Genomic DNA, 23,979 nt, shown 5'->3' on the forward strand with positions numbered 1-23,979 from the left:
GCATGGTTGGATGCAGTAAGAGTGTCCGTGAGGGTGTCCGCAAGGCTGCACCGTGGGACCGGCAGGCGGGAATCGTGAGGATCTTCGGGAAGGTACGGCATCGGCCCTCCGCCTCGTGGCGGCAGGCCACCGACCGCGCGTTCACGCTGATCGGCGACGGTCGGTACGAGGACGCGGGCGCGCTCCTGACCAGAGCGGCCGATCTGGAACCCTGGTTGTCCGAGTCCTGGTTCAACCTGGCCCTTTTGCACAAGTTCCGGCACGACTGGGAGCAGGCGCGGGCCGCCGGCCTGCGGGCCGTGGCCCTGCTGGACCGCGAGACGGGCGCCCCCGACTGGTGGAACGTCGGCATCGCCGCGACCGCGCTCCAGGACTGGCCGCTGGCCCGACGGGCCTGGCAGGCGTACGGGCTGAAGGTGCCCGGCGACCCGCACAGCGCGGCCGGCACCGGCGAGCCGGTGGGCATGGAACTGGGCAGCGCGGCGGTCCGGCTGTCGCCCGAGGGCGAGGCCGAGGTCGTGTGGGGCCGCAGGCTGGATCCAGCCCGCATGGAGGTCCTGTCCATCCCGCTGCCCTCCTCGGGGCGGCGCTGGGGCGAGGTCGTCCTGCACGACGGGGTGCCGCACGGCGAGCGGGTCACCGCGGCCGGCCCCTCGTACCCGGTCTTCGACGAGATCGAGCTGTGGGCGCCCTCTCCGGTGCCGACCTGGGTGGTGCTGCTGGAGGCGGCCACCGAGGAGGACCGCGACGCCCTGGAGCAGCTGGCCTCGGACGCGGGCTTCGCCGCCGAGGACTGGTCCTCGTCGGTCCGGCTGCTGTGCCGGACGTGTTCGGAGAGCGCGATGCCGAGCGGGGAGGGCGAGGAGGACCGCCAGGACCCGCACGACCACAGCGAACCGGGACACCCCGGACCGCTGGGCCACCGCACGGCCGGCTCCGGCTCCCTGTGGGTGCCCGAGCGCGAATGCGGCATCGCGGCGCCCGCCGGTCTGGTGCGCGGACTGCTCGACGGCTGGGTCGCGGACAGCCCCGACAGTCGTGAGTGGCGGGATCTCGAAGAAGTCTGCTGAGGCTGGGCCGTAGGCTGTACCGGCACATCGGTGACTTGAGGAAGGCGTACGGCGGACATGGCGCAGCAGGAGAACCAGGTTGTCCCGGTCGACGACGAGGGCTACGTCGTGGACACCGAGGACTGTGAGGCGCGCGAACTCGCCTACCGCGAGCGCGGCACGTCCCGCCCGATCACGGTGGTCGGCAACCCGGTGCTGCACCGGGAGTGCAAGGACGTCACCGAGTTCGGCGACGACCTGGCCCGCCTGATCGACGACATGTTCGCCAGCCAGAAGACCGCCGAGGGCGTGGGCCTGGCCGCGAACCAGATCGGCGTGGACGCGAAGGTCTTCGTCTACGACTGCCCGGACGACGAGGGCGCGCGCCACACCGGTGTCGTCGTCAACCCGAAGCTCGTCGAGCAGCCGGCCGGCTCGCGCGTGCTGGACGACTCGAACGAGGGCTGCCTGTCGGTCCCGACCGCCTACGCCTCCCTGGCCCGCCCGGACTATGCCGAGGTGACCGGCCAGGACGCCCAGGGCAACCCGATCAAGGTCCGCGGCACCGGCTACTTCGCGCGCTGCCTCCAGCACGAGACCGACCACCTGTACGGCTACCTGTACATCGACCGCCTCTCGAAGCGCGACCGCAAGGACGCCCTGCGCCAGATGGCCGAGAACACCCCGCGCTACGAGATCGTCCCCAACGACTGATCCGGGCGCCCGCCCGTACCGCGTACGAGGGCCCCGCTCCGGCATCCGGAGCGGGGCCCTCGCGCGTGCTCGGCGGGGGTCAGGCCACCGCGCGCGGCCCCCGGAAGGCGCGGCGGAAGGCGTTCGGGGTGGTGCCCAGGGTGCGCAGGAAGTGGTGGCGCAGGGCGGCGGCGCCGCCGAAGCCGCTGCGGCCGGCGATGGCGTCGACGGTCTCGTCGGAGGACTCCAGCAGCTCCTGCGCGAGGAGCACCCGTTGGCGCAGCACCCACTGGTAGGGGGTGGTGCCCGTCTCCTGCTGGAAGCGGCGGGCGAAGGTGCGCGGTGACATGTGCGCGCGCTCCGCGAGCTGCTCTACGGTGATCTCCTCCGCGAGGTGGCGGGCCATCCAGCCGAGGACCTCGCCGACCGTGTCGCAGGAGGTGCGCGGCAGCGGCCGCCGGATGAACTGCGCCTGGCCGCCGTCGCGGTGGGGCGGTACGACCATCCGCCGGGCGATGGTGTTGGCCACCTCGGCCCCGTGCTCCCGGCGCACCACGTGCAGGCAGGCGTCGATGCCCGAAGCGGTGCCGGCGGCGGTGATCACCGGCCCCTCGTCGACGTAGAGGACGTCCGGGTCGACCACGGCGCGCGGGAAGCGGCGCGTCAGCGCCGGGGCGTGCATCCAGTGGGTGGTGCAGCGCCGGCCGTCCAGCAGCCCGGCCGCGCCCAGGACGAAGGCCCCGCTGCACACGCTGAGCACCCGCGCGCCCCGGTCCACGGCCCGCCGCAGGGCGTCGAGGAGGGGCTCGGGGTACGTGCGCACGGGCGCCTTCCGGTCGGCGGGCAGGCAGATCAGGTCCGCCTCCTCCAGGTGTTCCAACCCGTACTGCGGAGTGATCGCGAAGCCCACGTCGGCCATGGTCAGCGGGCCGTCCTCGGCCGCGCACACGGCGAAGTCGTACACCGGCAGGCCCTGCTCGCTCCGGTCGATCCCGAAGACCTCGCAGAAGATCCCGAACTCGAAGGGCGCCACCTCGTCGACGAGCGCCACCGCCACATTGGTCAGCATGCCGCCAGTGTGGCAGTAATTCGTTCTTTGGTGACAGTCCTGCCACTGGCCGGGTGGTCCGGGCGGGGCGACAGTGGAGACATGAACACGTTCCTGAGCTACCTCGCCGTCCTCGCCCTCGCCGTCCCGCTGCTCGCCCCCGGCCTCTACGGAGTCCTGCGCGACCGGCGCATCGACCGGCAGCTGCGGGCCGTCGAGACCCGGCGCGTGTGGCTGCCGGGGCAGCGGGCGGGAGGCCTGCCGCCCACCCCGCGCCGGCGCGGCCCGCTCGCCCGGCTCGCCCGGTACGGTCGGCGCACCGGCGCCTGGCGGCGGGGACGCCTCGCCCACTGACGCGGCCGTGGCGGACGCCGTCGGCCCGGGACGCGAAGGATCGGGACGCGAAGGAGCCGGGACGCGATCACCTCGCGTCCCGGCTCCCGTCACACCCGGGGGTGCGGCCGCCTCGAAACTCCTGGAACTCCTAGAAGTCCTCGTCCAGGTCGACCGTGCCCTCGACCGCGACCTGGTAGGCCGACGGACGGCGCTCGAAGAAGTTCGTCAGCTCCTGGACGCCCTGGAGCTCCATGAACGAGAACGGGTTCTGCGAGCCGTACACCGGCGGGAAGCCCAGGCGCACCAGACGCTGGTCCGCGACGCACTCCAGGTACTCGCGCATCGACTCGGTGTTCATGCCCGGCAGGCCGTCGCCGCACAGGTCGCGGCCGAACTGCAGCTCCGCCTCCACGGCCTCCTTCAGCATGTCGGTGACCTGCTGCTGGAGGGCGTCGTCGAACAGCTCCGGCTCCTCCTTGCGGACCGTGTCCACGACCTCGAAGGCGAAGTTCATGTGCATGGTCTCGTCGCGGAAGACCCAGTTGGTGCCGGTCGCCAGACCGTGCAGCAGGCCGCGCGAGCGGAACCAGTACACGTAGGCGAAGGCACCGTAGAAGAACAGGCCCTCGATGCACGCCGCGAAGCAGATCAGGTTCAGCAGGAAGCGGCGGCGGTCGGCGGCCGTCTCCAGCCGCTCGATCTTCTCGACCGAGTCCATCCACTTGAAGCAGAACTGCGCCTTCTCGCGGATCGACGGGATCTCCTCGACCGCGTCGAAGGCGGCCGCGCGGTCGTCCGGGTCGGGCAGGTAGGTGTCCAGCAGCGTCAGGTAGAACTGGACGTGCACGGCCTCCTCGAACAGCTGGCGCGACAGGTACAGGCGCGCCTCCGGGGAGTTGATGTGCTTGTAGAGCGTCAGCACCAGGTTGTTCGAGACGATCGAGTCACCCGTCGCGAAGAACGCGACCAGACGGCCGATCATGTGCTGCTCGGCCGGCGTCAGCTTCGCCAGGTCGGCGACGTCCGAGTGGAGGTCGACCTCCTCGACGGTCCAGGTGTTCTTGATCGCGTCCCGGTAGCGCTCGTAGAAGTCCGGGTAGCGCATGGGACGCAGGGTCAGTTCGAAGCCCGGGTCGAGCAGGTTCTTCTTTTCCGTGGAGCTCATTACTGGCAGGCCTCGCAGGACTCGGGGTTCTCAAGGGAGCAGGCAAGCGCGTCGGCGTCGACGGCCTGCGGCAGGGGGGTGGCGGCGGCCGGGACGGCGCTGCCGGAGGCGGCGCGGGCGATCTTCGTCGCCGGGCGGGACCGCAGGTAGTACGTGGTCTTCAGACCCTGCTTCCAGGCGTACGCGTACATCGAGCTGAGCTTGCCGATGGTGGGCGTCTCCAGGAACAGGTTCAGCGACTGCGCCTGGTCCAGGAACGGCGTACGGGCGGCCGCCATGTCGATCAGACCGCGCTGCGGGATCTCCCAGGCCGTGCGGTACAGCTCGCGGACCTCGGCCGGGATCCAGCCGAAGCCCTGGACGGAGCCGGACGAGTCGCGCAGCGCCTCGCGGGTCTGGGCGTCCCACACGCCGAGCTTCTTCAGCTCCTCCACCAGGTAGCCGTTGACCTGGAGGAACTCACCGCTGAGGGTCTCGCGCTTGAACAGGTTGGAGACCTGCGGCTCGATGCACTCGTACACGCCCGCGATCGAGGCGATCGTCGCCGTCGGGGCGATGGCCAGCAGCAGCGAGTTGCGCATGCCGCTCTTCGCCACGCGGGCGCGCAGGGCGTCCCAGCGCTCGGGCCAGTTCAGCTCGACGTCGTAGTGGTCCGGGTGCAGGACGCCGCGGGCGGTGCGGGTCTGCTCCCAGGCCGGGAGCGGGCCGCTGCGCTCGGCGAGGTCGCAGGAGGCCTCGTAGGCGGCGAGCATGATGCGCTCGGCCAGCCGACTCGACAGGGCCTTGGCCTCGGGGGAGTCGAAGGGCATCTTCAGCTTGAAGAAGACGTCCTGGAGACCCATCGCGCCCAGGCCCACCGGACGCCAGCGCGAGTTGGAGCGGCCGGCCTGCTCGGTCGGGTAGAAGTTGATGTCCACGACGCGGTCGAGGAAGGTGACGGCCGTGCGGACGGTCTCGTCCAGCCGCTCCCAGTCGATCTCACCGGTCTCGGTGAGCACGAAGGCGCCGAGGTTGACGGAACCGAGGTTGCAGACGGCGGTCTCGCCGTCGTTGGTGACCTCGATGATCTCGGTGCAGAGGTTCGAGGAGTGCACGACGGTGCCCGGCTCGGCGGTCTGGTTCGCCGTGCGGTTGGAGGCGTCCTTGAAGGTCATCCAGCCCTGACCGGTCTGCGCGAGGGTGCGCATCATCCGGCCGTACAGGTCGCGGGCGGGCATGGTCTTGCGGGCCAGCCCGTCCGCCTCGGCCTTGCGGTAGGCGGCGTCGAACTCGTCGCCCCACAGGTCGACCAGCTCGGGGACGTCGGAGGGGGAGAACAGCGACCAGTCGGCGTCGGCGTTCACGCGGCGCATGAACTCGTCCGGCACCCAGTGGGCGAGGTTCAGGTTGTGGGTGCGGCGCTGGTCCTCACCCGTGTTGTCGCGGAGCTCCAGGAACTCCTCGATGTCCGCGTGCCAGGTCTCCAGGTAGACGGCGGCCGCGCCCTTGCGGCGACCGCCCTGGTTCACGGCCGCGACGGAGGCGTCGAGGGTCTTCAGGAACGGGACGATGCCGTTCGAGTGGCCGTTCGTGCCGCGGATCAGGGAGCCGCGGGCCCGGATGCGCGAGTACGACAGACCGATGCCGCCGGCGTGCTTGGAGAGGCGGGCGACCTGGTGGTAGCGGTCGTAGATCGAGTCCAGCTCGTCCAGCGGGGAGTCCAGCAGGTAGCAGGAGGACATCTGCGGGTGGCGGGTGCCGGAGTTGAACAGCGTCGGGGAGGACGGCAGGTAGTCGAGGCGGCTCATCAGCCGGTAGAGCGAGGCCACTTCCTCGACGGCCTGGACCGTGTCGTTCTCGGCGAGACCACAGGCCACGCGCAGCATGAAGAACTGCGGGGTCTCGATCACCTGACGGGTGATGGGGTGGCGCAGCAGGTAGCGGCTGTGCAGGGTGCGCAGGCCGAAGAAGCCGAAGCGGTCGTCCGCGCCCTCGGCGAGGGCGTGCTCGACGAGGGAGTTCAGCCGGGCCGCGTGCGCGGCGACGAACTCGGCGGTGCGGTCGGCGATCAGGCCCTCGCGGTGGCCGACGGCGACGGATTCGGCGAAGGAGACGGAGCCCTGGCTCGCGGCCTCGTCGGCCACGGCCAGCGTCAGCAGGCGGGCGGCGAGGCGGGAGTACGCCGGGTCCTCCGAGATGAGGCCGGCCGCGGCCTCCGTGGCGAGCCCCCGCAGCTCGGCCTCGTCCGCGACGGAGCTGCGCCCGCGCAGGGCGGCGGCGGCGACCCGGCCCGGGTCGGTGTCGGGAAGGTCGGCCGTCAGCTCGGTGAGGGTGCGCAGCAGCGCGGCACCGGGGCCCCCGCCCTCGGTTGCGGCTGCGGGCTGGTCGGACTCGGCGCGCGGTGCGGCAGGCGCGATGGTCACGGGGGGAGCTCTCCCTCGCTCGGCCCGGTCATCGGCGGGGCGGGGCGCGAGCGGGCGCACGCGGGCGCGACGGATCGCGACACACCGCATGGCGTCCACCGGCCCAACCGCGAGGCCCGGACGTGGTCGGCACCCGGATCGGTCGAGCCGGGCGCGCTGTCGGCAGGTCCTCGGACTCGCGAGTACACCGAAATGGCATACGTCATACCGTTGCGGGACAGTTCCGGATTCGCACCGGATTCCCCTGCGGCGACAGCAGCCATGAGCATACATGTGGGGGCGCCCCGATGCTGTAGCCCCCACATGTTGTGTCGGCGCGGCTACTGCTCGGGGGCGTACAGCTCCAGGGCGTAGGTGAGCAGGGGCACGGTGGGGACCGGGGCCCAGTCCCGTTCGGGGGTCCGTACGAAGCCCAGCCGCTCGTAGATCCGGTGCGCGGCGGGGCTCTGGGCCTGGGTGGAGAGCACCAGTCGGGTGACGCCGTCGAGGGCGCGGGCGCGCCCGATACAGGCCCGCACGAGGGCCTCGCCGGCGCCCCGGCCGCGTCCGGCGCGGGCCACGGTCAGCATCCGGAACTCGGCCTCGTCGGGCCCGGCGATGTCGGCCATGCGGCTGCCGGGCGGGGCGAAGGTCACCCCGCCGAGCAGGACGCCGTCCAGGGTGGCCACGAGCACCTCGGCGTCGGCGGCCCGGCCGGCGACGTCGCGCAGCGCCCGCTCGTAGGAGTCGTCGGTGTTGCCGTCCAGGAGGCCGTCGTCGAGGTAGGCCCTTGCGGTGATGTCGCCGAGCTCCGCGTAGTCGGCGGGCTCGGCCGTTCTGATCACGATGTCCATGCCGTCGAGTGTGCGTCAGGGGCGGCCGGTCGCGGGGGCCTGGACGGCGGGGAGCGGCCCGGGACACGGCCTCTGAGGCGGCCCCGGAGACGGTGCGGGGGGTCGTGCGGCGTGGCGTTCGCGCGGCGGGGCCCCGCCGCCCCGGGTGGGGGCGGCGGGGCCCTGTGGCGGCCCTTCGGGGCCGTGCGCGTACCGTCCGTACGGCGTGTGCGGACGGCCGCTCAGCAGCAGCGGAAGCCCTCGCGGGGGTCCGCCTCGCGGGCGTCGGTGCGGGCCCGTTCGAAGGCCCGACGGGTCATGACCTCGGCCTCGGGGTCGTGTGCGCGGGCGTGGGCGACGTAGCGGTCGTAGGCAGCCTCGCCCGAGAACTCCCGAACGAAGAACCGGGCCTTCGCCAGTGCCCCGCGCACCCCGCTCACGCGACCGGTTCCTTGACCCGGCCGCCGCCCCCGTCGAGGCCGGCGGCGGCGAGTTCGGCCTTCTCCTCGGCGGTGGCGATCAGCCCGGCCGGGGCGACGATCTTCGACTCGGTCCACGGCACCTCGGACAGGCGCACGGAGGCCGGGTCGGCGATGGCCTTGAAGCAGGTCCGGGCGGCGTCCAGCAGCACGATGACGATCAGCACGGCGAAGAGCACGGACAGGACGCCGTCGACCGTGGCGTTGGTGACCACGGTGTGCATCTCGTCCATGTTCTTGGCGGGCGGCAGGACCTTCCCGGCGTCGATGCCGCCCTGGTACTTGTCGCGCTGGGCGAAGAAGCCGACCTTCACGTCGTCCGAGAAGATCTTCTGGTAGCTCGCGGTGAGGGTGACGGCCACGTCCCAGGCCAGCGGGACGCCCGTGACCCAGGCCCACTTGAGCCGGCCGGACTTGATCAGCAGGGTGGTGCAGACGGCCAGGGCCACGGCCGCGAGCAGCTGGTTCGCGATCCCGAACAGCGGGAACAGCTGGTTGATGCCGCCCAGCGGGTCCTTCACGCCGACCCACAGGAAGTAGCCCCAGCCGCCGACGACGATCGCGCTGGCCAGCCAGACGCCGGGCTTCCAGCTGACGTCCTTGAAGGACTTGTGCACGTTGCCGAGGGTGTCCTGGAGCATGAACCGTCCGACGCGGGTGCCCGCGTCGACCGTGGTCAGGATGAAGAGGGCCTCGAACATGATGGCGAAGTGGTACCAGAACGCCTTCATGCCCGCTCCGCCGATGACGGCGGAGAAGATCTCCGACATTCCGAGTGCGAAGGTCGGCGCGCCGCCGGTGCGGGAGAGCAGGCTCGCCTCCTCGACGTCCTTCGCCGCCTGCGCGAGGGCCTCCGGAGAGATGGCGAAGCCGAAGTTGGTCACCGCCGTCGAGGCGCTCTGCACGGTGGCGCCGATGACGCCGCCGGGGGAGTTCACCGCGAAGAACAGGCCGGGCTCGATGATGCTCGCGGCTATCACGGCCATGACGGCGACGAAGGACTCGGTGAGCATGGCGCCGTAGCCGATGACCCGGACCTGGGTCTCCTTCTGGATCATCTTCGGCGTGGTGCCGGAGGAGACCAGCGAGTGGAAGCCCGACAGGGCGCCGCAGGCGATGGTGATGAAGACGAACGGGAACATCGACCCGGCGAAGACCGGGCCGTCGCCGCGCGCGGCGAAGTCGGTGACCGAGGGCATCTTCAGCGTGGGCATGGCCAGGACCACGCCGAGCGCCATGAGGGCGATGGTGCCGACCTTCATGAAGGTGGACAGGTAGTCGCGGGGCGCGAGCAGCAGCCACACCGGCAGCACCGACGCGAAGAACCCGTACACGATCATCCAGATGACCAGCGTCTCCTTCTCCAGGGTGAAGGTGTCCGCCCAGGAGGACTCGGCGACCCAGCCGCCCGCGACGATCGCCAGGAGCAGCAGCGCCACGCCGATGACGGAGACCTCGGTGACCCGGCCCGGTCGCAGGACGCGCAGGTACACGCCCATGAAGAGGGCGATCGGGATCGTCATGCCGATGGAGAAGACGCCCCAGGGCGAGTGGGCCAGGGCGTTGACGATGACGAGCGCGAGCACCGCCAGCAGGATGATCATGATGGCGAACACGGCGACCAGGGCGGCGGCCCCGCCGACGGGGCCGATCTCGTCCCGGGCCATCTGGCCGAGGGAGCGTCCGTCGCGCCGGGTGGAGAAGAACAGCGTCACCATGTCCTGGACGGCGCCGGCGAAGATCACGCCCGCGACGATCCAGATGGTGCCCGGCAGGTAGCCCATCTGCGCGGCGAGGACGGGCCCGACCAGGGGGCCCGCGCCGGCGACGGCGGCGAAGTGGTGGCCGAAGAGCACGCGCCGGTCGGTCGGGTGGAAGTCGACACCGTTGTCAAGGCGTTCGGCGGGGGTGGCCCGCGTCTTGTCCACCTTCAGGACGCGGTGGGAGATGAAGCGGGAGTAGAAGCGGTAGCCGATGGCGTACGAGCCCAGCGCGGCGGCCAGGAGCCAGGCGGCCGAGATCTCCTCGCCCCGTGAGAGCGCCAGCACGCCCCAGCCGATGGCCCCGACGAGCGCGACGAGCACCCATACGGCGATCGACTGCGGGGTGAGTCGCCCCGCAGCCGATGTCGGCGCCCGATCCGTCCCTGTTGCTTCCGTTTCCGGCATGATCCTCGTCCCCTCGTTGATCATCTGCGTAAGCGCAGGGAATCTACGGGGACTTGACCGGTGGATGTAAGTCCCCGTCCGTATAGCGGTACGAGCGTCCACCGGGGGTCGAAGGAGAGTCAACCGCCCGCTACGGAGTGGGCCTCTGCAGACGGGCCACGAACTTGTAACGGTCGCCGCGATACACCGAACGCACCCATTCGACCGGTTCGCCGTCGGCGTCGAGCGAGTGGCGCGAGAGCATCAGCATCGGCAGGCCGACGTCCGTGCCCAGGAGACCCGCCTCGCGCGGGGTGGCGAGCGAGGTCTCGATGGTCTCCTCGGCCTCGGCGAGCCGGACGTCGTACACCTCGGCGAGGGCGGTGTAGAGGGAGGTGTACTTGACCAGGGAGCGGCGCAGCGCGGGGAAGCGCTTGGCGGACAGGTGGGTGGTCTCGATGGCCATCGGTTCGCCGCTGGCCAGGCGCAGCCGCTCGATGCGCAGGACCCGCCCGCCGGTGGCGATCTTGAGGAGTCCGGCGAGGGTGTCGTCGGCGGTCACGTAGCCGATGTCGAGGAGCTGGGAGGTGGGCTCCAGGCCCTGGGCGCGCATGTCCTCGGTGTAGGAGGAGAGTTGGAGGGGCTGGGAGACCTTGGGCTTGGCCACGAAGGTGCCCTTGCCCTGGATGCGCTCCAGTCGGCCCTCGACGACGAGCTCCTGGAGCGCCTGTCGGACGGTGGTCCGGGAGGTGTCGAACTCGGCCGCGAGGGTACGCTCCGGCGGCACGGGGGTGCCGGGGGGGAGCGTTTCGGTCATGTCGAGCAAGTGCCGCTTGAGTCGGTAGTACTTGGGCACGCGCGCCGTGCGAGTGGCTGCCCCGCCTTCCGGCTCCGTGGTCGCCCCTTCGGTGGACATCGCCGCCCGCCTTCCCGACTCCAGTTTCGCTGCCGTCACCGGCTCCTCCGATATGTGCGGTCACATGGTGACACGGGTGGGCGGACAGGCCTCCTCCCTCCCCCAGGTGTCGGTCCGATAACGGACCGAGCACCCGCTCATTAGACCCTTGACACCCCTAAAGGTCTAGGCCAAGCTCCGGGTACTGGTCTACACCAATATGGATCAGATCCCGGCCCCACGGGCAGTACTTGGTACGTCACCGCGGCGGGCGAGGGAAGTTGCAGGCAGCATCCCTGAGGAGGGTGGCGTGAAGCGCAAGCTCATTGCGGCGGTCGGTGTCGTGGGAATGATGGTCGGTGTCGCGGCGTGCGGCAACGGCGGCGACGACAAGGCGAAGGCCGACGCGTCGGGTGGCGCGGCCAAGGAGATCACCGTCTGGGTGATGGACGGCTCCGCACCGAAGGCGTGGATCGACGAGGTCAACAAGGAGTTCTCGGCCAAGCACCCCGGTGTGACGGTCAAGGTCGAGGAGCAGAAGTGGACGGGCATCCAGGAGAAGGTCACCACGGCCCTCTCCGAGAACAACCCGCCGGACGTCCTTGAGCTCGGCAACACCCAGACCGTCGGCTACGCGGTCACCGGTGGCCTCGCCGACCTGTCCGGCGACAAGGCCAAGCTCGGCGCCGACGCCTGGTCGAAGGGCATGACCGCCTCCGCCGAGGTCGACGGCAAGCTGTACGCCGCCCCGTGGTACGCCGCCAACCGCGTCGTCATCTACGACAAGAAGGCCTACGAGAAGGCCGGCATCACCGCGCCGAAGACCCGCGACGAGTGGGTGGCCGGCCTGGAGAAGCTGAAGGCCTCGGACCCGTCCGCCCAGCCGATCTACCTCCCCGGCCAGAGCTGGTACATCCTCGCCGGCTTCGTCTGGGACGAGGGCGGCGACCTCGCCGTCAAGGACGGCGGCAAGTGGAAGGGCCAGCTGAGCACCCCGCAGGCCGCCTCCGCCATGGACTTCTACAAGAAGCTCCAGTCCTTCTCCACGGCCCCCAAGGACAAGGACGAGGCCACCCCGCAGCAGTCCACCGACATCATCCCCAAGGGTGGCGTCTCCTCCTGGATCGGTCTCGGCTGGGAGGCCCAGGGCGCGCTGAAGGCCCTGAAGGAAGCGGGCAAGGAAGGCGACTTCGGCTACTTCCCGATCCCGGGCAAGACCGCCGACAAGCCGGGCTCCGTCTTCCTCGGCGGCTCGAACCTCGCCGTGGCCGAGCGCTCCAAGAACAAGGCCCTCGCCAAGGAGTGGCTGGCCCTCGCCGCCGGCAAGGAGCAGATGACCAAGTACGCCACCGCCACCGAGGGCGCGCTGCTCCCCAACCAGACCGCGGCGAACTTCGCCTCGGCCCCGGGCTCCTTCGCCGAGTCGATGGCCAAGGCCGCCACCTCCGGCAAGATCACCCCGGTCACCGCCGGCTGGGCGAACGTCGAGACCGAGCCGAACCCCATCAAGGAGTTCATGACCAAGGTCCTGAAGGGTGAGGACGCCGCCAAGGCGGGCGCGGACGCGGACAAGGAAATCGCGAACCGCATCAACAAGTAGTCCCACCCGGCAGTACCCGCACCACCCGCAGTACCCAGCAGTGTGATCGCACCGGGGGGTGCGGCAGGCGCCCCGCAGCGTCTGCCGCGCCCCCGGTCGCGCATTTGACTCCACAGTCAACCGCGAGGAAGCCCAGACATGACCGTGCACTCCCAGGGAGCGACGACCAGCGCTCCACAGGACGCACCACTGAAGTCCGCCGGCCGGCCGAAGGCGCCCGACGCCGCGACCGGCCCCAGTCGTCCGTCTCCTCGCGGGACCAGAAAGTCGCTGCCCTCGGGGTGGCTGCCCTACCTGCTGATCCTGCCCGCGGTCCTCAGCCTGGCGACCCTGCTGCTGTACCCGCTGATCAAGAACGTGATCCTGTCCTTCCAGGACATCAACCGGATCGAGTTCGTGCGGCGCGAGTACCCGTGGGCCGGCCTGGACAACTACACCCAGCTGCTCGGTGACTCGAACTTCTGGACCGTGGTCCTGCGCAGCTTCGGCTTCACCCTCGCCAACGTCGCCCTGATCATGCTGATCGGCAGCCTCGTCGGCATCCTGCTCAACCGGCTCGGCAAGTGGATGCGCCTGGTCCTGTCGATGGCGCTGGTGATGGCCTGGGCCATGCCGATCGTCGCCTCCGTCCAGGTCTTCCAGTGGCTCTTCGACGAGCAGTTCGGCGTCATCAACTGGGTGATGCGCTCGGCCGGCTTCGCGGGCTACGACCAGCACAACTGGTTCGAGACGGGCCTGTCCACCCTGGTGATCGTCACGATCCTGGTGGTCTGGGGATCCATCCCCTTCGTCGCCCTCAACATGTACGCGGGCCTCACCACGGTCGGCGCCGAGCTCTACGAGGCCGCCCGCATGGACGGGGCCAACGGCTGGCAGACCTTCTGGAAGGTCGTCTTCCCGCAGCTCAAGCCCTTCTTCCTGATCACCACCTTCCTTGAGGTGATCTGGGTCTTCAAGGCCTTCACCCAGGTCTACGCCATGAACAAGGGCGGCCCCGACCGCGCCTCCGAGATCCTCCCGGTCTTCGCCTACGTCGAGGGCCAGAGCCAGTTCCACTACGGCCTGGCCGCCGCGATCTCCGTCCTGACGATCCTGATCCTCATCGTCGTCATGTCCTTCTACTTCCGCCTGATCCTGAAGCAGGAGGAGGAGCAGTGAGCACCACCACCGCCCCGAAGCCGGCGCCTTCCCAGCCGTCCGCCAAGCCCGCGCAGGAGCTGCGCACCCGTCGCCCGCTCCGTCCCGGCACCGTCGCCAAGAACGTCGGCGCCGTCCTGCTGGCCTTCGTCTTCGTCTTCCCCGTCTACTGGATGTTCTCCTCGTCGCTCAAGCCGTCGAGCGAGATCCTCACCAAGGACCCGGTCTTCGTCTTCACGCCGACGCTGGACAACTTCACGAAGGCCACCGGTGTCGACAACTTCTGGACGTACGTCACCAACAGCCTCGTCGTCACCGTCGGCGCCGTCCTGCTGGCCCTGCTCGTCGCCCTCGCCGCGAGCTTCGCCATCGCCCGCATGCGCTTCAAGGGCCGCAAGGGCCTCGTCCTCGCCGTGATGATGGCGCAGATGGCCCCCTGGGAGGTCATGGTCATCGCGATGTACATGATCGTCCGCGACGCCGAGATGCTGAACAACATCGGCGTGCTGACCGCCATCTACTTCGTGATGGTCCTCCCCTTCACCATCTGGACCCTGCGCGGCTTCATCGCCGCCGTCCCGGAGACCCTGGAGGAGGCCGCCCAGATCGACGGCTGCACCCGCGGCCAGGCCTTCCGCAAGGTGATCTTCCCGCTGCTGGCCCCCGGCCTGATGTCCACCTCGCTCTTCGGCTTCATCACCGCCTGGAACGAGTTCGCGATGGTCCTGATCCTCAGCAAGGACAAGACCGCGCAGACCCTCCCGCTGTGGCTGACCGAGTTCAAGACCGCCTTCGGCAACGACTGGGGCGCCACCATGGCCGCGTCCTCGCTGTTCGCGGTCCCGGTCCTGCTCATCTTCATCTTCCTCCAGCGCAAGGCCGTCGGCGGCATGACCGCCGGCGCCGTGAAGGGATAACGGCACATGACTGTCCTTGCGCACCGCACGGATACGTTGACCCGCGACGCGCTCGCGGTCCTCCAGCCCGGCTTCGAGGGCACCACCGCCCCCGCCTGGCTGCTGCGCCAGGTCGGCGAGGGCCTGACGGCCGTCGGCCTCTTCGGCCGCAACATCGCCTCCCCCGAGCAGCTCGCCGCCCTCACCGCGCAGCTGCGCCGCGAGCGCGAGGACGTCCTCGTCGCCATCGACGAGGAGGGCGGCGACGTCACCCGCCTGGAGGTCCAGGGCGGTTCGTCCTTCCCCGGCAACCTGGCGCTCGGGGCCGTCGACGACACCGCGCTGACCCGCGACGTCGCCCGCGAGCTGGGCCGGCGCCTGGCCGAGTGCGGGGTGAACCTCAACTGGGCCCCGTCCGCGGACGTCAACTCCAACCCCGACAACCCGGTGATCGGCGTACGGTCCTTCGGCGCCGACACCGGCCTCGCCGCGCGGCACACCGCCGCCTGGGTCGAGGGCCTCCAGGCCGCCGGCGTCGCCGCCTGCACCAAGCACTTCCCGGGCCACGGCGACACCAACGTCGACTCGCACCACGCGCTGCCCCGCATCGACGTGGACCTCGACACCCTCCAGGCCCGCGAGCTGGTCCCCTTCCGGGCGGCCATCGAGGCCGGCACCAAGGCCGTCATGAGCGCCCACATCCTGGTGCCCGCCCTCGACCCGACCCGCCCGGCCACCCTCAGCCCGCAGATCCTGACCGGTCTGCTGCGCAAGGACCTCGGCTACGAGGGCCTGATCGTCACCGACGGCATGGAGATGAACGCCATCGCCGGGACGTACGGCATCGAGCGAGGCTCCGTGCTCGCCATCGCGGCCGGCGCCGACGCGATCTGCGTCGGCGGGGGCCTCGCCGACGAGGCGACCGTGCTGCGTCTGCGCGACGCGCTGGTCGCCGCCGTACGCGAGGGCGCGCTCTCGGAGGAGCGGCTCGCCGACGCCGCCGCCCGGGTGCGCGCCCTCGCCGAATGGACCCGCCGGGCCCGGCCGGACGCGCTGCCGGAGGGGAGCGGCGCGTCCGGCATCGGCCTGACGGCGGCCCGCCGCGCGCTGGTCGTCTCCGGGGAGCCGACTCCCGTCCTCGCCCCGTACGTCGCCACGCTCGCGCCCGTCGCGAACATCGCGGTCGGCGACGAGACCCCCTGGGGCGTCGCGGCCGAACTGGCCGCGCTGGTGCCGGACACCGAGGCGGGCACCTACCCCGAGGGCGCGACGGCCGAGCAGATCCTCGCCGCGGCGGGGGAGCGCACCGTCGTCGCGGTCGTGCGCGACGCGCACCGCCACCCGTGGATGACCGAGGCCCTGGACGCGCTGGTCGCGGCCCGGCCGCAGACGGTGGTCGTGGAGATGGGCGTGCCGCGCGCGGAGCCGCGCGGGGCGCTGTACGTCGCCACGCACGGCGCCTCCCGCGTGTGCGGCCGGGCCGCCGCCGAGGTCGTCGCGGGCGTCCGCGTCCCGTAGGGGCGTCACCCCTTTCCGGTCCCGCGGGTCAGGCGGGACCGGGGTACACGCGAAGGGCCGGGCCCCCGAGGAGGGGGGCCCGGCCCTTCGGCGTGCCGCGTGCCGCGCGGGGGCGGCCCTTCGTGCCTACAGACCCTGCCAGGAGGGCTTGTCGGCGTAGGTCTGGCGGAAGTAGTCGGCCAGCTTCAGCTTGGAGGCGGCGGCCTCGTCGACGACGACGGTCGCGTGCGGGTGCAGCTGGAGCGCGGAGGCCGGCACCAGCGCGGACAGCGGGCCCTCGACGGTCTGGGCGACGGCCTCGGCCTTGCCCTCGCCGGTGGCCAGGAGCACCAGGTGGCGGGCGTCGAGGATGGTGCCGATGCCCTGGGTGATGACGTGGTGGGGCACCTGGTCGATGTCGTCGTCGAAGAAGCGGGCGTTGTCCACGCGCGTCTGCTGCGTCAGCGTCTTGATGCGGGTGCGGGAGGCGAGGGAGGAGCAGGGCTCGTTGAAGCCGATGTGCCCGTCCGTGCCGATGCCGAGGATCTGGAGGTCCACCCCGCCGGCGGCGGCCAGCGCCGCGTCGTAGGCCACGCAGGCGGCCTGGACGTCCTCGGCCGAGCCGTCGGGGCCCATGAAGGAGGACTCCGGCAGGCCCAGGGGCTCGACGACCTCGCGGAGCACCACGGCCCGGTAGGACTCGGGGTGCCCCGCCGGCAGTCCGACGTACTCGTCGAGCTGGCATATCCGGGCCGCGGAGGCGTCGACCCGGCCGGCCGCGACCAGGGCGGTGAGGGCCTCGTAGATGGGCAGCGGGGTAGAGCCGGTCGCCACGCCGAGCAGGGCGTCGGGCTTGCGGCGGACCAGGGCGGCGATGGCCTCCGCGATGAGCTCGCCGCCTGCCTTGGCGTCCGGGACGATGACAACTTCCACGCGGGGCCTGCCGATCTGAGAGGGGTCCGGTGATTGTGGTATAGACCAATCTAGCAGAGCCGGGCCGCCCGTGGCGGCTCCGCGCCCCTTCCATCGTGGTCCCGAACCACCCCCGCCGCCACCAGCCTCCGGCGCCCCTGTAGCCCTCCTCCCGCGCCCGCTCGGGCGGGGCGGTCAGAGCAGGGCGAGCTGGAGTCCGCCCGTGGCCGCGAGGTGCTGCCCGGTCATCCACCGGGAGTCCGGCGAGGCCAGGAAGGCCACGACGTCCGCGACCTCCTCGGCGGTGCCGACGCGGTCGAAGACGGACCGCGAGGCGGCGTGGGCGCGGGCCCGCGGATCGGCCAGCCAGGCCGCGTTCAGGTCGGTCTCCGTGATGCCGGGCCCCACCGAGTTCACCGTGATCCCGCGCGGCGCGAGCGCGGCGGCCAGGGACACCGTCAGCGCGTTGACCGCGCCCTTCGCCATCACGGTGGCCAGGATCGCCGGCAGGGCGATGTCGGGGGTGCCGGTCACGTTGACGATCCGGCCCCCGTCGCGCAGCCGGTCCAGCCCCTGGCGGATCACGAAGAAGGGCGCCCGGGCATTGAGTGCCTGGACCCGTTCGTAGGCCTCCTCGTCCGTCTCCGCGATGCCCGCGAAGGTCGCGGCCCCGGCGTTGTTCACCAGGATGTCCACGCCCTCCGTGTGCTCAGGATGGGCCTCGTACGCCGCCCACAGCGCCCGCGCGTCCCCGGGCACCCCGAGTTCCGCCTTCAGGGCGAAGGCCCGGCCCCCGGCCGCCTCGATCCCCTCGACGGTCTCCCGCGCGGCCGCCGCGTCGTGTCCGTAGTGCACCGCCACCAGGGCCCCGTCCCGTGCCAGTCGCCTCGCGACGGCCCGTCCGATGCCGCGGCTGCCGCCCGTGACCAGTGCCGTCTTCCCCTTGAGCACGCCCATGACGCGCCCCCCTCCAGAAATCGCTAGCGGTCGCTACAGAAAGGACCGTACCAGATTACCTAGTGGCCGCTATAGAATCTGTTCCATGGTGACCGGACAGCGCGGCAGGCCCCGCTCCTTCGACCGCGACGCCGCCCTCGACAAGGCGATGCTCGCCTTCTGGGAGCACGGCTACGAGGCGACGTCCATCGCCGACCTGACCCGCGCCCTGGGCATCGGCGCCCCCAGCCTCTACGCCGCCTTCGGCGACAAGCGCAAGCTCTTCGACGAGGTCGTGGTGGTCTACGGAGGCCGCTACGGCGACTTCGCGGCCGTGGCGCTCGCCGAGGAGCCCACCGCCCGCGCGGCCGTGGGCCGGATCCTGCGCGAGGCGGCCGAGATCTACACCGACCCCGCCCACCCGCCGGGCTGCATGGTCATCAGCGCGGCGGTCAACACCACCTCCGAGGAGGTGGCCGAGGCCCTGCGCGAGCGGCGCAACGCCAACCTGGAGCTGTTCGAGAGCCGCGTCCGCGCGGACGTCGCCACGGGCGCCCTGCCCGCCGACACCGACGCGCGGGCCCTCGCCCGGTACGCCGGCGCGGTGCTCCAGGGGATGTCCCAGCAGTCCCGCGACGGCGCGAGCCGGCGGGAGCTGGAGGCCGTCGCGGAGCTGGCGCTGCTGGCCTGGCCGCGGTAGGGCGGGCGGCGCGCGGGCGAGGGCCGGGGCGGCGGGGCGCCGGGAAGATCGTCCGGAATTCGGAGGGGCGACCCGCGGGAATTCCACGGGGGTGGCGCCGTGCGGGAAATGGGCGATTCGGGCCCGTAAATTCCTCTGGGCCACGGTGCAGGACGGGACCCTCAACCCATCCGGCACCGTAGCCCGGAGTACTAACGACCATCGGGTGTGCGGTTCCCGGTGGTCGGTGGGAGGTGCCTGCGCGGTCAGGGCAGAGCGCGCGGTTACCTCGATCCGTCCTCCTGTGCGGGGAGGGCGGAAGCTTGACGTAATTGTGGACTAGACCAATCTGTTCTGTCCATCCAATGGCGGGCACTACCGACCCGTCACTTCCTCCAACAGTACGCGGACTGTGCCCTTCCTGGATACTCCTGAGTATTCGCCGTGGGAAAAGTCATCCCCGTACCCGGGGTACGCTCGCAACGTGCCCTCCATGAACGACCTCGTACGCCAGCACACCGCTCTCAGTGAAACCGACCTGGAGTGGCTCCATCTGCTGGTCTCGGAGTGGCAGCTGCTCTCCGACCTGTCCTTCGCCGACCTCGTGCTCTGGGTCCCCACCCTCGACGGCACCCGGTACGTGTCGGTCGCGCAGATGCGCCCCAACACCGGCCCCACCTCCTACCAGGACGACATGGTCGGCCACCTGGTGCCGCGCGGCCGCCGCCCGCTGCTCGACGCCGCCCTCGACGAGGGCCGCATCGTGCGCGAGGGCGACCCGGAGTGGCGCGAGGAGGTGCCGGTCCGCGTCGAGTCGATCCCCGTCCGCCGCGAGGGCCGCGTCCTCGGCGTGATCGCGCGCAACACCAATCTGCTCACTGTGCGTACACCGAGCCGACTGGAGCTGACCTACCTCCAGTCCGCTTCCGACCTCGCCCAGATGATCGCCGCGGGCTCCTTCCCGTTCCCCGGGCAGCAGGTCGACATGGACGCCTCCCCGCGCGCCGGCGACGGCCTCATGCGGCTCGACGCCGAGGGCGTGGTGACGTACGCGTCCCCGAACGCGCTCTCCGCCTACCACCGCCTGGGCCTCGCGGCCGACCTCGTCGGCCAGCACCTGGGCACCACCACCGCCGAACTCGCCCCGACCCGCGGCCCGGTGGACGAGGCGATCGTGAAGCTCGCCAGCGGTTGGGCCCCCCGGGAGACCGAGGTGGAGGGCAACGGCGGCGTGATCCAGCTGCGCGCCATCCCGCTCAAGCCCAAGGGCACCCGGATCGGCTCCCTCGTCCTGTGCCGCGACGTCACCGAACTGCGCCGTCGCGAACGCGAACTGATCACCAAGGACGCGACCATCCGGGAGATCCACCACCGGGTGAAGAACAACCTCCAGACGGTGGCCGCGCTCTTGCGGCTCCAGGGGCGACGGATGGATTCGCCGCAGGCCCGCGAGGCGCTGAACGAGGCGGTGCGCCGCGTCGGATCGATCGCGATCGTGCACGAGACGCTCTCTCAGAACCTCGACGAGCGGGTGGAGTTCGACGAGATCGCCGACCGCGTGATCGCGATGGTCTCCGAGATCTCGCCCGGCAAGGTGGAGTGCCGGCGTACCGGCCGGTTCGGGATCCTGGACGCGGAGGTCGCCACTCCGCTGTCGATGGTGCTGACCGAGATCCTCCAGAACGCGCTGGAACACGCCTTCACCCAGGGGGAGGGCGGCCGGGTCGAGGTGTCCGCCGTCCGCTCCGGCACCGGCCGCGCCGACGCCCGGCTGCTGATCACGGTGGTGGACGACGGGTGCGGTCTGCCCGAGGGGTTCGACCCGCAGCGGGCCGGCAACCTGGGCCTCCAGATCGTCCGGACCCTCGTGGAGGGCGAGCTCGGCGGCACCTTCGACATGGTCGGCGCCGAGCCGCGCGGCACCCGGGTGGTCCTCGACGTACCGGCCAGCCCGCAGAAGTGACCCCACGGGCCCGTCACCCAGGGTGACGGGCCCCGTACGGCGGACATCCCCGGATCGACCCCGGACAGCACTGAGCCCCGGACCGAATGGTGATCGGTCCGGGGCTCAAGAGCACGTTGCTGAGCGCTTGTACGGGTTCTACGCGCTGCGGCTCGAGGCTCGAAAGTCGATGTCAGGCGGTGGCGTTACGCGCCCGATTGCGAGCGGCGCGGCGCTTCATGGCGCGGCGCTCGTCCTCGCTGAGACCGCCCCAGACGCCGGAGTCCTGGCCGGACTCGAGCGCCCACTGCAGGCACTGCTCCATGACGGGGCAACGGCGGCAGACGGCCTTGGCTTCCTCGATCTGCAGCAGCGCAGGACCGGTGTTGCCGATGGGGAAGAAGAGTTCCGGGTCTTCCTCGCGGCAAACGGCGTTGTGACGCCAGTCCATGGCTGCTCCATCTCCTTGTATTGCGGGCAGGTTGCTTGTGAATGTGAACGCTTTCACGAATCCCCCCGTGAGGGAAGGGCCGACGCCCAGTTGCCTGGTGCGGTCCGAGATGCGTGGAGGGGTTCTGGCGTTCTGTGTGGGTGCCGGGTGCTGCGGGCTGTCCCGATCGCCATGTAGAGATTCGCAAACCTCGGACGGGGATACAACCCCTTCCGGAAAGTTTTTTTGGATTCGTCGGTGTCTACTAGGTCACAGCCCTAGTTCCTGGGGGTGGACCGGCGTGTAAACGTTCGAGTAGAAGGACTTTTGGCCCTTCCACTCACACAATCACACGCAGTGCACGGCGTACGCCTGTGAACCGAACGCTGGTACGCAGCCCGAGGTGGTCCCCGTCCATCTGGAACGGGAGGGGAACCTTCGAATGCAAGGTGAAGTCGGTCAGATCGTGCAGGGACACCGCGTGCTTGCCTCGCGGACCGCGCTCAGGAGTCGAGGTCAGGAGCTGCGTGGCGTAGCGGGCGACGGCCGAAGTTGACAAACGGTCGAGGGCCAATACGTCAAGCGCGGTATCGAACGACGCCTCCGGAGAGGCGTAGAGCGGACGATTGCCGAGAAACGTCCAGGGCGAGGTGTTGCAGACTATCGACAGCACCAGGTCCGTGACCGGATCCGCGCCGGGCCGCTCCAGGGTGATCGTGCCGTGCCGACGGTTCGGCTCCTCCCAGAACTGCCGCATGAGCTGCCGCACGTACAGGGCGTGCGTCGAACGCTTGCCGCGTTCGCGCTGCTGCTCCACGCGCCCCACCACGCCGGCGTCGAAGCCGAAGCCCGCGCAGAAGGTGAACCAGCGCGCCGGCGCCGACTCGTCCTCCGTCCCCGGGATCCCCGCCGCCAGGCCCAGGCCCACCGTCCGCTCGCGCCGCTCGCGCAGCGCGTCCAGCAGGGCGCCGGTCGCCTCCACCGCGTCGTTCGGCAGCCCGAGCGCGCGGGCGAACACGTTCGTCGAACCGCCCGGGACCACCGCCAGTCCCGGCAGCCGCTCCGGATCGGGCCCGTCGTGCAGCAGTCCGTTCACGACCTCGTTCACGGTGCCGTCGCCGCCGAGCGCCACCACGAGGTCCACCCCCTCGTGCGCCGCCTTCCGCCCCAGGTCACGGGCGTGCCCCCGGTACTCGGTGGTCACCGCCTCCAGCTTCATCTCGCTGGCCAGGGCGTGGGTGAGGACGTCGCGCGTGCGCGCACTGGTGGTCGTCGCTGCTGGGTTGGCCACGAGGAGTGCACGCATGACCGCCAGACTACCCACCCCCGCATATGCGTCCCCTACCGGCCGGTCCCCTCCGACGGTGGAGGGGGCGCGGCTACCCTGCTGGGGTGAGCAAGAAGCAGCCCCGCAAGAAGCCGACCGCCCCCGCCGCGCCCGCCGCCGCGCCCGTCGTCGTACCCGCGGTGCCGCCTGCGCCGCCGCGCCGACTGGCCGTCGCGGCCGTGCTCACCGCCCTGGAGGGCCTGGCCCTGGCGGGCCTCGGCGTCTACATGCTGTTCGTCGGCATCGCGGGGGACCCCGACTCCCCGCAGCAGGCCGAGACCGGTGGCCTGACCCTGCTCGGGCTCGCCGCGCTCCCGCTGGTCGCGGCGTACGGGCTGCGCCTGGGCCGCCGCTGGAGCCGCGGCCCGGCGTTGATCACCCAGCTGATGGCGCTCCCGGTGGCCTGGACCCTGTGGACCACCGGTGGCGCGATGATCGCCGCCGCGGTGGCCCTGGCCCTGGCCGCGGTGGCGGTGGTCGCCCTGCTCGTGAACCCGACGGCGACCGAGGCCCTCGGCATCGGCCCCGCCGGCGACCGGGCGCCGTAGCGCCCGGCGACCCGCGGACCGGGCGGCCCGGCCGTCCGGCCGGACCCTCCTGTTCCCCTACTCCTCCACGAGGAGCTTCTCGCGGAGCTGGGCCAGCGTGCGGGCCAGCAGCCGGGAGACGTGCATCTGGGAGATGCCGACCTCCTGCGCGATCTGCGACTGGGTCATGTTGCCGAAGAAGCGCAGCAGCAGGATCCGCTTCTCCCGCGGCGGCAGTCCCTCCAGCAGCGGCTTGAGGGACTCGCGGTACTCGACGCCCTCCAGCGCCTCGTCCTCCGAGCCCAGCGTGTCCGCGACCGCCGGCGACTCGTCGTCGGTGTCGGGCACGTCCAGGGAGAGCGTGCTGTAGGCGTTGGCCGATTCCAGCCCCTCCAGCACCTCCTCTTCGGAGATCCCCAGGCGTTCCGCCAGCTCGTGGACCGTCGGCGAACGACCGTGCTGCTGCGACAGCTCCGCCGTGGCCGTGGTCAGGGAGAGCCGCAGCTCCTGGAGGCGGCGGGGGACCCGTACCGCCCAGCCCTTGTCGCGGAAGTGCCGCTTGATCTCGCCGACCACGGTGGGCGTGGCGTACGTCGAGAACTCCACCCCGCGGTCCGGGTCGAACCGGTCCACGGACTTGATCAGGCCGATGGTGGCGACCTGGGTCAGGTCGTCCAACGGCTCGCCGCGGTTGCGGAAGCGCCGCGCCAGGTGCTCGACCAGCGGCAGGTGCATCCGGACCAGCCGGTTGCGCAGCTCCGCCCGTTCCGCCGACCCCTCGGGCAGCTCGCGCAGCTCGAAGAACAGGGCCCGCGCACCGCTGCGGTCCCGCGGATCCGGCAGGGCCACGGGCCCCGCCGGCACCGCCGGGGCCGTGGCAGCGGCCTCCGGTGGCTGTGTGTGGTCCTGCTCGTTCTCGCTCATAGGGCCCGCCCGTCGCTCCGCCGAGTCCAAAAAGCCGTCTTCCGCATCCGCGCCGGCCGGGTGCGGCCGGGCGTGCAGCTGCTCCGGGATGCCGCCGTCGACCTCGTGTCGTACCCGGGGCCGATCCCCGCCCCGCACCGGGATCT

At 71.2% G+C, this 23,979-nt stretch carries 22 protein-coding genes and 1 riboswitch; of the genes, 10 read left to right on the forward strand and 12 right to left on the reverse strand.

Going from position 1 to position 23,979, the window contains the following annotated elements; all coding sequences use genetic code 11:
* Nucleotides 1–74 precede the first annotated feature (74 nt).
* Together AB0D01_RS02950 and def are read left to right on the forward strand one after the other, a co-directional pair.
* Nucleotides 75–1,070 (forward strand): hypothetical protein, encoded by a 996-nt coding sequence (locus tag AB0D01_RS02950; protein ID WP_363053207.1) that lies wholly within the window; start codon nucleotides 75–77, stop codon nucleotides 1,068–1,070.
* Between the two features lie 57 nt (nucleotides 1,071–1,127).
* Nucleotides 1,128–1,763 (forward strand): peptide deformylase, encoded by a 636-nt coding sequence (gene def / locus AB0D01_RS02955; protein ID WP_363053208.1) that lies wholly within the window; start codon nucleotides 1,128–1,130, stop codon nucleotides 1,761–1,763.
* Nucleotides 1,764–1,842: 79 nt separating this feature from the next.
* On the opposite strand, the gene AB0D01_RS02960 is transcribed toward def, so the two are convergent.
* On the reverse strand, nucleotides 1,843–2,811 hold the full coding sequence (locus AB0D01_RS02960; RefSeq protein ID WP_363053209.1) for a helix-turn-helix domain-containing protein: 969 nt from the start codon (nucleotides 2,809–2,811) through the stop codon (nucleotides 1,843–1,845).
* Between the two features lie 81 nt (nucleotides 2,812–2,892).
* Here AB0D01_RS02960 and AB0D01_RS02965 point away from each other — a divergent pair, with 81 nt between their 5' ends.
* Entirely contained in the window at nucleotides 2,893–3,144 is a 252-nt protein-coding gene (locus AB0D01_RS02965; RefSeq protein ID WP_363053210.1) for a hypothetical protein, read from the forward strand.
* A gap of 130 nt (nucleotides 3,145–3,274) precedes the next feature.
* On the opposite strand, the gene AB0D01_RS02970 is transcribed toward AB0D01_RS02965, so the two are convergent.
* The 6 genes from AB0D01_RS02970 to AB0D01_RS02995 form a co-directional block, all read right to left on the reverse strand.
* Complete coding sequence (locus tag AB0D01_RS02970; RefSeq protein WP_363053211.1) at nucleotides 3,275–4,291, reverse strand: ribonucleotide-diphosphate reductase subunit beta; 1,017 nt, start codon at nucleotides 4,289–4,291, stop codon at nucleotides 3,275–3,277.
* Nucleotides 4,291–6,693 carry a ribonucleoside-diphosphate reductase subunit alpha gene (locus AB0D01_RS02975; protein WP_363053212.1) on the reverse strand — a complete coding sequence of 801 codons (2,403 nt, stop codon included), beginning with the start codon at nucleotides 6,691–6,693 and terminating at the stop codon, nucleotides 4,291–4,293. Before AB0D01_RS02975 ends, AB0D01_RS02970 begins: the two co-directional genes overlap by 1 nt.
* Nucleotides 6,694–6,836: 143 nt before the next feature.
* Nucleotides 6,837–6,972, reverse strand: a riboswitch (cobalamin riboswitch).
* 41 nt (nucleotides 6,973–7,013) lie between these two features.
* Nucleotides 7,014–7,526, reverse strand: a complete 513-nt coding sequence (locus AB0D01_RS02980) for a GNAT family N-acetyltransferase (RefSeq protein ID WP_363053213.1) — start codon at nucleotides 7,524–7,526, stop codon at nucleotides 7,014–7,016.
* A 221-nt stretch (nucleotides 7,527–7,747) separates the two neighbouring features.
* Entirely contained in the window at nucleotides 7,748–7,945 is a 198-nt protein-coding gene (locus AB0D01_RS02985) for a YbdD/YjiX family protein (protein WP_363053214.1), read from the reverse strand.
* Complete coding sequence (locus AB0D01_RS02990) at nucleotides 7,942–10,152, reverse strand: carbon starvation CstA family protein (RefSeq protein ID WP_363053215.1); 2,211 nt, start codon at nucleotides 10,150–10,152, stop codon at nucleotides 7,942–7,944. The genes AB0D01_RS02985 and AB0D01_RS02990 overlap by 4 nt, the downstream gene beginning before the upstream one ends.
* Nucleotides 10,153–10,282: 130 nt before the next feature.
* A complete protein-coding gene (locus AB0D01_RS02995) occupies nucleotides 10,283–11,047 on the reverse strand; it encodes a GntR family transcriptional regulator (RefSeq protein WP_363053216.1) in 765 nt (254 codons plus the stop codon).
* Nucleotides 11,048–11,336: 289 nt separating this feature from the next.
* Between AB0D01_RS02995 and AB0D01_RS03000 the strand changes: the two genes are divergently transcribed.
* From AB0D01_RS03000 to AB0D01_RS03015, 4 genes are all read left to right on the forward strand, one after another.
* The gene (locus AB0D01_RS03000; RefSeq protein WP_363053217.1) at nucleotides 11,337–12,626 is read left to right on the forward strand and encodes an extracellular solute-binding protein; all 1,290 of its coding nucleotides are present in this window, start codon (nucleotides 11,337–11,339) and stop codon (nucleotides 12,624–12,626) included.
* A 138-nt stretch (nucleotides 12,627–12,764) separates the two neighbouring features.
* Nucleotides 12,765–13,784 carry a sugar ABC transporter permease gene (locus AB0D01_RS03005; RefSeq protein ID WP_363053218.1) on the forward strand — a complete coding sequence of 340 codons (1,020 nt, stop codon included), beginning with the start codon at nucleotides 12,765–12,767 and terminating at the stop codon, nucleotides 13,782–13,784.
* Between the two features lie 59 nt (nucleotides 13,785–13,843).
* The gene (locus tag AB0D01_RS03010) at nucleotides 13,844–14,680 is read left to right on the forward strand and encodes a carbohydrate ABC transporter permease (RefSeq protein ID WP_363053424.1); all 837 of its coding nucleotides are present in this window, start codon (nucleotides 13,844–13,846) and stop codon (nucleotides 14,678–14,680) included.
* Nucleotides 14,681–14,686: 6 nt separating this feature from the next.
* Nucleotides 14,687–16,177, forward strand: coding sequence for a glycoside hydrolase family 3 protein (locus AB0D01_RS03015; protein ID WP_363053219.1), 1,491 nt, complete (start codon nucleotides 14,687–14,689; stop codon nucleotides 16,175–16,177).
* Between the two features lie 126 nt (nucleotides 16,178–16,303).
* Here AB0D01_RS03015 and nagB read toward each other — a convergent pair whose 3' ends face one another.
* The gene (nagB, locus tag AB0D01_RS03020; protein ID WP_363053220.1) at nucleotides 16,304–17,089 is read right to left on the reverse strand and encodes a glucosamine-6-phosphate deaminase; all 786 of its coding nucleotides are present in this window, start codon (nucleotides 17,087–17,089) and stop codon (nucleotides 16,304–16,306) included.
* A 174-nt stretch (nucleotides 17,090–17,263) separates the two neighbouring features.
* On the reverse strand, nucleotides 17,264–18,025 hold the full coding sequence (locus AB0D01_RS03025) for an SDR family oxidoreductase (RefSeq protein ID WP_363053221.1): 762 nt from the start codon (nucleotides 18,023–18,025) through the stop codon (nucleotides 17,264–17,266).
* Between the two features lie 85 nt (nucleotides 18,026–18,110).
* Between AB0D01_RS03025 and AB0D01_RS03030 the strand changes: the two genes are divergently transcribed.
* Nucleotides 18,111–18,704, forward strand: a complete 594-nt coding sequence (locus AB0D01_RS03030; protein ID WP_363053222.1) for a TetR/AcrR family transcriptional regulator — start codon at nucleotides 18,111–18,113, stop codon at nucleotides 18,702–18,704.
* Between the two features lie 472 nt (nucleotides 18,705–19,176).
* On the forward strand, nucleotides 19,177–20,646 hold the full coding sequence (locus AB0D01_RS03035; protein WP_363053425.1) for a PAS domain-containing sensor histidine kinase: 1,470 nt from the start codon (nucleotides 19,177–19,179) through the stop codon (nucleotides 20,644–20,646).
* A 172-nt stretch (nucleotides 20,647–20,818) separates the two neighbouring features.
* Here AB0D01_RS03035 and AB0D01_RS03040 read toward each other — a convergent pair whose 3' ends face one another.
* Nucleotides 20,819–21,076: a WhiB family transcriptional regulator gene (locus AB0D01_RS03040; RefSeq protein WP_004937597.1), complete on the reverse strand. Its 258-nt coding sequence runs from the start codon at nucleotides 21,074–21,076 to the stop codon at nucleotides 20,819–20,821.
* Nucleotides 21,077–21,395: 319 nt separating this feature from the next.
* Nucleotides 21,396–22,361: a diacylglycerol kinase family protein gene (locus tag AB0D01_RS03045; protein ID WP_363053223.1), complete on the reverse strand. Its 966-nt coding sequence runs from the start codon at nucleotides 22,359–22,361 to the stop codon at nucleotides 21,396–21,398.
* Between the two features lie 161 nt (nucleotides 22,362–22,522).
* On the opposite strand from AB0D01_RS03045, the gene AB0D01_RS03050 reads away from it, so the two are divergent.
* The gene (locus AB0D01_RS03050) at nucleotides 22,523–22,930 is read left to right on the forward strand and encodes a hypothetical protein (RefSeq protein ID WP_363053426.1); all 408 of its coding nucleotides are present in this window, start codon (nucleotides 22,523–22,525) and stop codon (nucleotides 22,928–22,930) included.
* 57 nt (nucleotides 22,931–22,987) lie between these two features.
* Here AB0D01_RS03050 and AB0D01_RS03055 read toward each other — a convergent pair whose 3' ends face one another.
* On the reverse strand, nucleotides 22,988–23,977 hold the full coding sequence (locus AB0D01_RS03055) for an RNA polymerase sigma factor SigF (protein ID WP_363053427.1): 990 nt from the start codon (nucleotides 23,975–23,977) through the stop codon (nucleotides 22,988–22,990).
* Nucleotides 23,978–23,979 lie beyond the last annotated feature (2 nt).

The sequence above is a fragment of the Streptomyces sp. NPDC048606 genome (genome assembly GCF_040650855.1).
Classification (GTDB): Bacteria; Actinomycetota; Actinomycetes; order Streptomycetales; family Streptomycetaceae; genus Streptomyces.

Coding starts and splice junctions, on each gene's coding strand:
- AB0D01_RS03040 (WP_004937597.1), bottom strand. CDS start 21,076: ATGGACTGGCGTCACAACGCCGTTTGCCGCGAGGAAGACCCGGAACTC.
- AB0D01_RS03035 (WP_363053425.1), top strand. CDS start 19,177: ATGAACGACCTCGTACGCCAGCACACCGCTCTCAGTGAAACCGACCTG.
- AB0D01_RS03025 (WP_363053221.1), bottom strand. CDS start 18,025: ATGGGCGTGCTCAAGGGGAAGACGGCACTGGTCACGGGCGGCAGCCGC.
- AB0D01_RS03045 (WP_363053223.1), bottom strand. CDS start 22,361: ATGCGTGCACTCCTCGTGGCCAACCCAGCAGCGACGACCACCAGTGCG.
- def (WP_363053208.1), top strand. CDS start 1,128: ATGGCGCAGCAGGAGAACCAGGTTGTCCCGGTCGACGACGAGGGCTAC.
- AB0D01_RS02965 (WP_363053210.1), top strand. CDS start 2,893: ATGAACACGTTCCTGAGCTACCTCGCCGTCCTCGCCCTCGCCGTCCCG.
- AB0D01_RS02970 (WP_363053211.1), bottom strand. CDS start 4,291: ATGAGCTCCACGGAAAAGAAGAACCTGCTCGACCCGGGCTTCGAACTG.
- AB0D01_RS03005 (WP_363053218.1), top strand. CDS start 12,765: ATGACCGTGCACTCCCAGGGAGCGACGACCAGCGCTCCACAGGACGCA.
- AB0D01_RS03030 (WP_363053222.1), top strand. CDS start 18,111: ATGGTGACCGGACAGCGCGGCAGGCCCCGCTCCTTCGACCGCGACGCC.
- AB0D01_RS02960 (WP_363053209.1), bottom strand. CDS start 2,811: ATGCTGACCAATGTGGCGGTGGCGCTCGTCGACGAGGTGGCGCCCTTC.
- AB0D01_RS02980 (WP_363053213.1), bottom strand. CDS start 7,526: ATGGACATCGTGATCAGAACGGCCGAGCCCGCCGACTACGCGGAGCTC.
- AB0D01_RS02990 (WP_363053215.1), bottom strand. CDS start 10,152: ATGCCGGAAACGGAAGCAACAGGGACGGATCGGGCGCCGACATCGGCT.
- AB0D01_RS02995 (WP_363053216.1), bottom strand. CDS start 11,047: ATGTCCACCGAAGGGGCGACCACGGAGCCGGAAGGCGGGGCAGCCACT.
- AB0D01_RS03015 (WP_363053219.1), top strand. CDS start 14,687: ATGACTGTCCTTGCGCACCGCACGGATACGTTGACCCGCGACGCGCTC.